This is a genomic window from Aminobacter sp. P4_H6_2 (assembly GCF_056400805.1).
Genome location: NZ_JBFUKO010000295.1, coordinates 1 through 6,803, shown reverse-complemented (window position 1 = coordinate 6,803; position 6,803 = coordinate 1). Strand labels below are relative to the sequence as shown.

The 6,803-nt window shown below is 57.8% G+C and carries 7 protein-coding genes; 3 read left to right on the top strand and 4 right to left on the bottom strand.

Annotation, left to right across the window (positions count from 1 at the left end):
• Window positions 1-349 precede the first annotated feature (349 nt).
• The 3 genes from AC1DUU_RS19540 to AC1DUU_RS19530 all read left to right on the top strand — a co-directional run bounded on the left by AC1DUU_RS19540 (window position 350) and on the right by AC1DUU_RS19530 (window position 3,459).
• Window positions 350-1,327, top strand: coding sequence for an SDR family oxidoreductase (locus AC1DUU_RS19540; RefSeq protein ID WP_476785061.1), 978 nt, complete (start codon window positions 350-352; stop codon window positions 1,325-1,327).
• Window positions 1,327-2,349 (top strand): YihY/virulence factor BrkB family protein, encoded by a 1,023-nt coding sequence (locus AC1DUU_RS19535; RefSeq protein ID WP_476785060.1) that lies wholly within the window; start codon window positions 1,327-1,329, stop codon window positions 2,347-2,349. The genes AC1DUU_RS19540 and AC1DUU_RS19535 overlap by 1 nt, the downstream gene beginning before the upstream one ends.
• A 504-nt stretch (window positions 2,350-2,853) precedes the next feature.
• Complete coding sequence (locus tag AC1DUU_RS19530; protein ID WP_476785059.1) at window positions 2,854-3,459, top strand: pyridoxamine 5'-phosphate oxidase family protein; 606 nt, start codon at window positions 2,854-2,856, stop codon at window positions 3,457-3,459.
• Between the two features lie 113 nt (window positions 3,460-3,572).
• Here the strand turns inward: AC1DUU_RS19530 and AC1DUU_RS19525 are convergent, their stop codons facing one another.
• From AC1DUU_RS19525 to AC1DUU_RS19510, 4 genes are all read right to left on the bottom strand, one after another.
• Window positions 3,573-4,190, bottom strand: a complete 618-nt coding sequence (locus AC1DUU_RS19525; RefSeq protein ID WP_476785058.1) for a general stress protein — start codon at window positions 4,188-4,190, stop codon at window positions 3,573-3,575.
• Window positions 4,191-4,217: 27 nt separating this feature from the next.
• The gene (locus tag AC1DUU_RS19520) at window positions 4,218-4,529 is read right to left on the bottom strand and encodes a PepSY domain-containing protein (RefSeq protein WP_476785057.1); all 312 of its coding nucleotides are present in this window, start codon (window positions 4,527-4,529) and stop codon (window positions 4,218-4,220) included.
• Window positions 4,530-4,798: 269 nt separating this feature from the next.
• Complete coding sequence (locus AC1DUU_RS19515; RefSeq protein WP_476785056.1) at window positions 4,799-5,905, bottom strand: extracellular catalytic domain type 1 short-chain-length polyhydroxyalkanoate depolymerase; 1,107 nt, start codon at window positions 5,903-5,905, stop codon at window positions 4,799-4,801.
• Window positions 5,906-6,105: 200 nt separating this feature from the next.
• The coding region (locus AC1DUU_RS19510; protein ID WP_476785055.1) for a hypothetical protein at window positions 6,106-6,803 on the bottom strand (698 nt) is incomplete at its 5' end.

The following is a 6,803-nucleotide window of genomic DNA, read 5'->3' as shown; positions in this document are numbered from 1 at the left end:
CATATGAGCATGCCTTGACGGACGGCTTGGCCGACGGTTCGAATGATCTGGGTCATGGAACAAAGTAGGAACAAATGCCTTGCGTGGTCAACCGGACGCGTGGCATTTTGTGATCATGGCGGGTCGCGGCCAACGAAGTCTTCGACAACCGCCAATAACCGCGTGCGGTTGACGCTTTCGGCGCTTGCAGGATGTGGTCGCGCTACCTTGACAGGAAGCGCAGGTTGGCTGGGCGGCCCTCTGTCATCGTTCAAGTGCGGAAATCTCGAGGGGCTTGGGAACAACGAGCTAGCTCATCGATTGCTTCCTTGATGCCCAAATTGGCGTGTGAACAAATGGGACAGGTACCATGGAAGATCCACAAGAGCGCATAGCAGAAGCAGTCGATAAACAGCGAGCCGTTCAAAAAACCGTGGCTACGGCCGAACGGGCACCAGAAGCACCCGAGAACAACGATCTGCCGATGCAGGCAGGCGCTCGTATCTACCCGGTGCCTCCATTTCCAACGCAACATCAAGCGAAGCCTGGCGAAGAAGAGTCCCTGGACCCTTCGCCGCTTTATGACGCGCCCTTTTATCTCGGTTCCCAGAAACTGGAAGGGAAAGTGGCTCTCATCACCGGAGGCGACTCCGGCATCGGCCGTTCGGTGGCGGTCCTTWTTGCCAGAGAAGGCGCGGATGTTGCTATAAGTTACCTTAGCGAAGATCGGGACGCCCAGGTCACGCGAAAGGCCATAGAAGCCGAAGGCCGCCGCTGCCTTCTCATTCCAGGTGACGTGTCGGATCCGTCTTATTGCAAATCAGTGGTGGCCCAGACCGTACACCAACTTGGACGGCTGGATGTCCTCGTCAACAATGCCGCTTTCCAGGTGCATTCGTCAGACTTCGCCGACCTGACCGACGAACATTTCGATACCACCGTAAAGACCAATATTTACGGCTATTTCTATATGGCGAAGGCTGCCCTTCCGTATCTCAAGCCCGGAGCAGCGATCATCAATACTGGGTCAGTCACGGGGATAAACGGAAGTCCCCAGCTCGTTGACTATTCACTCACCAAAGGCGGCATCCATGCGTTCACCCGGGCTTTGGCTGCGAGCCTGATACGTCGCGGCATCCGGGTCAACGCAGTTGCGCCTGGCCCCGTTTGGACGCCCTTGAACCCGTCGGACAAGGCTCCCGAAGATGTCTCCGAATTTGGTGCAAAGACACCCATGAAACGGCCAGCACAACCAGAGGAGATAGCACCCGCCTATGTGTTCCTGGCGTCGTCCCACTGCTCCAGCTACATCACCGGCGAGGTAATTCCAATCATCGGTGGCTACTGATGAGACGCGCGCGTACCTCGATTGTCCAGGCGTGGGATTTGTTGAGAGAAAGCGTCACGGCCTTTGTCGACGACAGTGCACTTAGCCGGGGGGCGGCGATGGCCTTTTATGCCGCCACTTCGTTGGTCCCTATCTTGCTCATCGTGATTGCGATTGCGGGCGCGGTGTTTGGCCATGACGCCGCACAACTGGCTCTTTCTGCCCAGATATCAGGCCTGATGGGGCCACAGACCGCCGATCTGCTTCAAGTGGCTCTGGAGACCGCTTCAAACAAAACGGCGGGAAAATGGGCGACCATCATTGGTCTTGGCACCCTGTTCGTGACAGCCTCCGGCGTCTTTGGCGAGATGCAGACGGCTTTGAATACGATATGGAAAGTCGAACCAAGGGGCAGCTCAGTTTCTCGCTTGGTAAGAGCCCGTGCGGTGAGCCTGGGATTGGTCGCCTCGCTTGGATTTCTGCTGCTTGTGTCGCTGATCGCCAGCGCGGCAATCTCAGCAATGCGAGATGTCATCAACGCACATCTGCCATTTGGAACAACCATCCTCAGCATTATCAATGTGGCCGTTTCCTTTGTGCTCATCGCCGCAATGTTCGCTGCGATCTACAAGATTCTGCCTGATCGAACGCTGACGTGGCGCGATGTCATCTCAGGTGCAGTCGTGACTGCCATACTCTTCAGCATCGGGAAATCGTTGATCGCCTGGTACATCGGCACGAGCGCGATAGCGTCGTCCTACGGCTCCGCCGGCGGACTTCTGGTCTTGCTACTTTGGGTCTACTATTCTTCTCAAATCTTCCTGTTTGGGGCGGAGGTTACACGGGCATACTCAATTCGACATGGGAGCAGGCCAGACCTGACGGCAGTCGTAGAGGCAAATACACGGCCAGGTGAGTACGTCTCAACCCGCAAGACCTCACCAAGCAGCTATATGGGAGGCTTGGCGATGCTCTCACTGATCACCGTAGCCTGGAACGCCGTCGCAGCCGCCAGGATTCTGCGTTCTCGGCGTCCATTCTGAAAGGCGGCGAGAAAAGCAACGCCAACGCCCCCTCGAGTCACCGCAGTTCTCCGGGAGTATGGGGGGTGCGGCCGATGCGCCCTCGTTCAGGCCCGACAGTAGGGGATCAGCGAAACTGCTCAGCCCTCTTTTTTCTTCTGCGATTGCCGTTGCTTATGCACTGGCTCGACCTATCGGAGGCATGCGAGCCATTATGGCATCTAGCCTACGTCGGTTGGGACCGTGGACTATTATCATCCCCTTCGCCTGACCGGGTGACAGGGAGTATTTCTTCGCCAGCTCGCTGACAGTATAGGGCGGCTCCGCCGTCACTCTCTGTCGGTCGAAAGTTCTCTGCGTAACGACGGCATCAAACATCGTGGTGACCCAGGTTCAGCCAACGGGGAGACCTAACAGACGGGACGCGGCAAGTCTGTTCCATACAGAACAGGTGCGACACGTTTAACTCGGCTCTTGAGATGCGAAGCTGCGGCGGGTCCTGGCCGACACTGCATGGAAGGGGCCTTGCTTGGCATCAGAAGCAAGCGCGGTCCGTTGAAATTCGTTCCAGCTGCTGCCGCTATTCCGCCCGGGGAAAGCTGGAACTTTTCCACCGCACCGGACGTTTGCTGGCGAACAGGAGAGGACGCCATGTCGGACAAGCAAGAGTTCGAAGCAAAATTCTGGAAGTCAATCCGTGCAGACATGACCGTCATGGTTGGCATCAATGGAGTCGATCCACGCCCTATGACAGCCCAGTTCGACGGGGAGCAAAAGTTAATCTATTTCTTTACCGCGAAGGATACAGAGCTGGCTGAAAAGCTGCCGCGTGCCAAAAAGGCCACGCTGGTCTACGCCGCGAAAAAGCATGACCTGTTCGCAACTGTCCACGGGACCATCAGGATCGATAACGACCGCAACACCGTTGACCGGCTATGGAACCGTTTTGTGGCTGCCTGGTTCGAAAAGGGTAAAGATGACCCGACGCTACGCCTGCTACGGTTTGACCCTGCCGATGCCCAGATATGGCTTGACGCCTCCAGTTTTGTCGCCGGCGTCAAAATGTTTCTTGGCATGGGTGACCCCAAACAGGACTACCAGGACAGCGTAGCCAAAGTGCGCCTCAAGTAGCGCCTTGACCTCACTACGACATCATCGTTTGTCGTGCACCGCGGAAGAAAAGAGTAACCCGCCCGGTTTCACCTGGCGGGTTACGCTCAAACTGACGCTTCTGAAGATGTGTGTCAGACGACTGGGGGAATWCGCGCTGCGTAGCGTCTGCGCTCTTCTTCRATCTCTTCTGGGGARAATGGGTCYGCGGTYTCGTCGAATGCGGTCCAACCGTCCTCGGCATAGGCCGCCCGACGCTGGYCGATATCCACCCAATTGGAGTTCTGAAGGATGGACCGTGCAGCGTCCTCTTCGGCTCCTTCCGTGACCCGCGCGGTAACGAGTGTCCCGCCACGTCGGACCCCCTCCGCATAGACATGGGCGTCTTCATCCGGCACTCCGGAATCAGTCAGCGCTCCGATAAGACCTCCTGTCGCGCCACCCGCGAGTGCACCGGCCGCAGCGCCTGCAGCAGTCGCTGCCAGCCAACCCGCTGCCACCACTGGCCCGACGCCCGGGATAGCCATAACGCCAAGCCCGGTTAGCAATCCGCCTGCGCCGCCAACCAACGCGCCGATACCTGCTCCCTTGCCTGCAGCGTCGGCTGTGTCGGAGTCATGGTTGTCGTAAGAGCCATCTGCATTGCTGGCGACCAAGCTGATATCATCGTGCGGAATGCCAGCTTGCACCAGCTTATCGACCGCAGCTTTTGCGTCCGAATGATTGTCAAACAGTCCTGTCACACTTACCATTATTGTCATCCTTCAAGAGAGTAGGGGTTACTGCGCTACGACGTTGCCCTGGTAGTCGAGCGAAACGACTACTTCCTTGCCGTCTTTTGTGGCTTTGCCCTGCCAGATCCCTGTCTCGGCCTTTACCAGCGCCGAAACATTTTGGAACCCGGCGTCCTGGATTCTCTCCTTGGCCTGGGCTTCAGTGAAGCTGTTTGCGCCTTCTACTGGCGCTGTTGGATTCGCAGAATCCGGGGTGACGATAGCAGGTGCCTGAACGTCGCTTGATGGCTGGGTCTGGGCGTGGGCAAAAAGCGCAGTAGTGGCGAGGAACGCCGCGCTAAGTATTAGCTTTTTCACTGTAGGTTCTCCTTGGCTATTGTTGATAGAAGAACCTTTTGGGTCTGCAATAGTTCCCAAAAAACTCGGATATATGCAATATCACCGATCGTGCACTTGCTCGCAGCTCTACGAGTTATAGCCAGAAAATAAATGGACTACCAAAGGTTGTACGGCTTGAGGTGGCTTCAAGTCCCTAAATGGCGAAAGGCACATTTGGCGCAGCTCATTGAACGGCTGGAAGGTGTTGTCGGGATTAGTCGGTACAGGAAGAGCTGACCGCGATGCCCTTATCGCATCAGGCCTGCAGATCGGAGCGCGTCTTCAATCACTTTCCTTATGCCATCTGACGGCGGCCCTTCCTTTTTTGACCCTCTCGATGTTGCTRGGGTCCTCTCGGTCGTGAGCCCGTTCGGCAACTGCTGCTCTGCAATCCCCCAGAATTGCGCAATCCGCCGCGTTGATGAGATCCCGGCCTCAATCATGAAAGGGCCGGTTGCCCCCAACTTCTCCTGGCCGACTTCTATTACGGTAGCCAGGGGCGTGCCGTGACCCATTCCGGCAATTTCGTATTGCTCAATGACATCCTGCCCCGAGCTGTCTTTCCACGCGCGCCGGCTGTGGCCATCAACCATCGTCTCGGATGGCATGGACCCGTTGGGGATTCCGTGAATGGCCGCCCATTGCGCGACGATGTCGTTTGCGTTTGAGGAAACCACGGTCTTGTCGGATGAACCGTGCCAGACAGAGATCGTCGGCCACGGTCCCGCGTGTGGTGACGCGGCGCGCACCAGATGCTGGAGCCGACCCTCTGAAGGCGCGCCGTGCCCTCGCATGCGGTCAAACGCCTMCGGGATGGAGTTGGCGCTGCCATAGGGCAATCCAGCGATGATGGCGCCGCCGGCGAACACCTCCGGATAGTTCGCAAGCATCACCGACGCCATCGCGCCACCGGCGGAAAGTCCAGTGATGAAGATCCGCTTGCGATCAAGTCCATGGGTTGTGACGAGTGTCTCGATCATCTGCCGGATCGAATGAGGCTCGCCGCCGTTGCGTCTCATGTCGCCAGGCTCGAACCAGTTGAAGCACAGATTGGCATTGTTGGCGCGCTGCTGCTCTGGGAAAAGCAGGGCAATGCCTTCGCTGTCAGCGAGACTGGACCAGCCGGAGCCATGGTTGTAGCTCGCTGCTGTCTGAGTGCAGCCATGCAGAACTACAACGAGGGGGGCGTGAGCGGGCAGATTTTCGGGGATGTATGTTCTGGCTCGTAGCGCGCCGGGGTTTGCTCCGAAGTTCACCAGATCCGAGAGCGTGTCGTCGTTGTGCGACGCGGGTTGGGCTTTTTGCTGTAGGCGGTGGGCTGCAAGGCGTGAAATCGTGCCCGACAAGTTTCTCATGGGAGCATCCTGTTTCGGCGTCCGGACGGGACAGCGCGGTACACAACGCCGGTGCAAACATATCGTTGCTGCAGTGCACAATAAAAGCCGCGGCAGAGTCGTCGGCCACGGCCTAGCCGGCGAATGAAAGGCCTTCTGAGATTACTCAACAGGCCTTCCAGCAGAATGAGATTTCAGCTGATTTTAAGCAACTCCGGCTGTCATCGACGCGACAGGTAAAGCGTCTCGTCGTCGTCCCGTTGCTTGCCGCCCAATGCGGCAGCAGCACTTGCGATGAACGCACCGATGGCCAGCGAAAGTGCGGTAACGAGCGCAAATGTGGCACTTGCTTTGCGTGCGGTATCCGCGGCTTCCTGCGTCTTGACCTTGGCTTCATTGACACGAGTGAGGATCGCATCGACGCGCGCCTGGGCGTCGGCTTCTGATAATCCGGTGCGTGCGGCAACCAGTTGCGACAGATAGGTGCGGTCCTCCGCAGAGACCTCACCCGACGCGGCACTCGTCACCAGGATACGAGACGCCTGCATTGAAGCTTGTTCGTCAGTAGCATTGGTAGAGGCAAGCCTGGCTGGGTCCGATGGTCGGAACAGCGTGTCGACGAAGTACGACGTTGCATTGTCGGTGCTCTGCGACCCTGCATTTGCAGCAGCGCCCATCGCCGCACCCGAGGCAACATTCGACGCTGCCTGAACGCCACCGCCGACAGCTGCCGAAAGAGCCGAACCCAAGACACCGGCAACAAGAAGAGTCGCCAAGGCCCAAGCAAGGAAACCGTGCGCGGTGTCGCGGAAATAAACCTCGTCAGTATGAATGCCGACCCATTTGGTGCGCAGTCGGCCAGTCAGATATCCGCCCAGCCCCGCCGAGAGCCATTGGACCACGATCAGCCAGATGGCCG